The following is a 2,682-nucleotide window of genomic DNA, read 5'->3' as shown; positions in this document are numbered from 1 at the left end:
TGTCGACGTTCATGGAATTCCCCATGTTGAGCCGGTTCTCGTTCACGTAATTCCCCAGGGTCGCGTTCACGTAATTCCCCACCGGGAAGGTGGGCGTGTCGCGGCTGGTGCGGTCCTTGCAGGTCAAAGGCTGCTCCCATCGGATGAGCTGATGGGAGCCTGGATTGGCAAGGAGAACTTTCGACGTGGTCGATGTGACCGAGATTTTGATCCACTGGCATGCGGGTCGCTCGCAATGCCAGATCGCGACCAGTTTGGGGCTGGATCGCAAGACGGTGAAGAAGTACGTGGAGCCCGCGATTGGGGCGGGGATCGAGCCGGGCGGGCCGCCGCGGTCACCGCAGGAGTGGGCGCAGCTGGTGCGAGAGTGGTTCCCGCATATGGCCGATACCCGGCTGCGTCAGATCACGTGGCCGGAGATCGACGGGCACCGCGATTTCATCGTGGCGATGACTCGGGCCGGGGTGACTCGGCAGACGATCTGGCAGCGGCTGCATGACGAGCACGGGCTGAGCGCGTCGGTCTCGTCGCTGAAGCGCTATATGGACGCCAACCTGCCCGAGGAGACGATGCGCCAGCGGGTGACGGTGCTGCGGGAGGATCCGCCGGCGGGTGAGGAAGCCCAGATCGACTACGGGTATCTGGGGTCGTGGACCGATCCGGTGGGTGGGCGCAGGCGCCGGATTTGGGTGTTCGTGATGGTGCTGGCGTGCTCGCGGTTGATGTTCGTGCGCCCGGTGCTGCGGATGGATCAGCGGGCCTGGACAGAATGCCATGTCGAGGCGTTTCGGTTCTTCAATGGCGTCCCGCGCCGCCTGGTGCCGGATAACCTGCGCACCGGGGTGGAGCGCCCGGACCTTTATGACCCGAAGATCAACCGCTCGTATGCCGAATTAGCTTGTCACTACGGCACGTTGGTTGATCCCGCCCGGGCCGGCAAACCCAAGGACAAACCGCGGGTGGAAAGGCCGATGCCCTATGTGCGGGATTCGTTTTGGCGGGGCCGGGAATGGACGTCGTTGCAACAGATGCAGCAGGCCGCGGTCGCGTGGTGCCGGGAGGTGGCGGGCCAGCGGGAATGTCGCCCGCTGCAAGGCGCTTCTCCGATGTCGGTGTTCCTAGCCGTTGAGACCGATGCGTTGATTGCGTTGCCCGGCCGCGACTTTGTGCTTGCCGACTGGTCGAGAGCCACGGTGGGCCCCGATATCCATGTCAAGGCCGGACGGACGTTGTACTCGGTGCCGTGGCGGCATATCGGCCGCAAGGTCGACGTGCGCTCGACTGCGGACATGGTGCAGATCTTCGATGACGGCGAGCTGATCGCCACCCACGTGCGCAAACCGTTCGGCAAGCAGACCGATATGTCGCATTACCCGCCCGAACGGATCGCCTTCGCGATGCGGGGCCCGACCTGGTGTCGCAACCGCGCTGCCGAAATCGGGCCGGCCACCGTCGCGGTGATCGCCGAGTTGCTCTCCGAGAATGCGCTGTTTCGGCTGCGCGCCGCTCAAGGCGTGCTGGGGCTGGCCGACCGCCACGGTGCTAAGCGGCTCGAATTGGCCTGCGCCAAAGCGATCGCTGTCGGAGATCCGACCTATCGCACCATCAAGGGCATCCTGGCCGCCGGGCTGGAAGCCGACCCGCCACCACCGTCGACCGGCGACGGCGGTGCTGCGGCGTTCCTGCATGGTCCTTCGCGGCTGTTTCGCAACGTGGTGGCGCTGCCCAACCCGGACCACGCGCCCGGGATCCGCGCCAGCGCGAACACCGCGGCGGACAGCGCCGCGACGGATGCCGCTCGTGATGGCGCCGACGACGAGGGGGTGTCGGCATGATCGTGGACGCTGCACTCGAACAGGCGCTGCGCACGCTGAAACTGTCCGGGATGCTGCAGACGCTGGAGGCTCGGCTGGCTCAGGCTCGCGCCGGTGAGCTCGGCCATATCGAATTTCTCCAGGTCCTCTGCCATGACGAGATCGCTCGCCGTGAATCGCAGTCGATCGCCCGCCGCATCCGCCGTGCCCAGTTCGAACAGCAGCTCACTTTGGAAGAGTTCAATTTCGCCGCCAACCCCAAGCTGCCCGCCGCGCAGATCCGTGACCTCGCGGCGCTGCGTTGGCTATCAGGGGGTGAGTCGGTCGTGTTGTATGGCCCGGTCGGAGTCGGCAAAACCCATGTGGCACAAGGACTTGGCCATCTAGCGATCCGTCAAGGCGCCGAGGTCCGGTTCATCAAGACCAGCCGCCTACTGGCCACTCTCGCCGGTGGTCACGCCGACCGCACCTGGGACAAACGCCTGCGCGAGTTCGTCCGGCCGGCCGTGCTGGTCCTCGACGACTTCGGCATGCGCGAACTCACCGCCGCCCAGGCTGATGACCTCTACGAACTGATCTCCGAGCGCGCCGCGGCCAGCAGGTCGATGATCCTCACCTCCAACCGCTCACCGGTCGACTGGTACCCACTATTCCCGAATCCCGTTGTCGCCGAATCACTTCTAGACCGGCTAATCAACACAAGCCACCAAGTGTTCATGAACGGGCCGTCCTACCGGCCCAACAAACGCCCCGGGACCAAGCAGGACCCCAAGACACAGCGCAAGGAGGTCGGGTAGAACATTCACCAGGACCCACCACCTGCGGAATTACGTGAACGCCGGGAGCGGGAATTACGTGAACGCCGACA

At 65.1% G+C, this 2,682-nt stretch carries 1 protein-coding gene and 1 pseudogene; both read left to right on the top strand.

The features are described from left to right. Positions 1–185: 185 nt before the first annotated feature. Positions 186–1,700, top strand: a pseudogene (gene istA / locus AAHS21_RS31890) (IS21 family transposase); the annotation flags it as partial. Positions 1,701–1,831: 131 nt separating this feature from the next. Beyond that, positions 1,832–2,611 carry an IS21-like element helper ATPase IstB gene (gene istB, locus AAHS21_RS31885; protein WP_342931251.1) on the top strand — a complete coding sequence of 260 codons (780 nt, stop codon included), beginning with the start codon at positions 1,832–1,834 and terminating at the stop codon, positions 2,609–2,611. Positions 2,612–2,682: the final 71 nt, after the last annotated feature.

It is taken from the genome of Mycobacterium sp. 050272 (assembly GCF_039023525.1).
GTDB lineage: Bacteria > Actinomycetota > Actinomycetes > Mycobacteriales > Mycobacteriaceae > Mycobacterium.
This window is presented reverse-complemented; position numbering and strand designations above follow the sequence as displayed.

Bases quoted from the DNA above. Each gene is read 5' to 3' on its own strand.
- istB (WP_342931251.1), top strand. From the start codon at position 1,832: ATGATCGTGGACGCTGCACTCGAACAGGCGCTGCGCACGCTGAAACTG.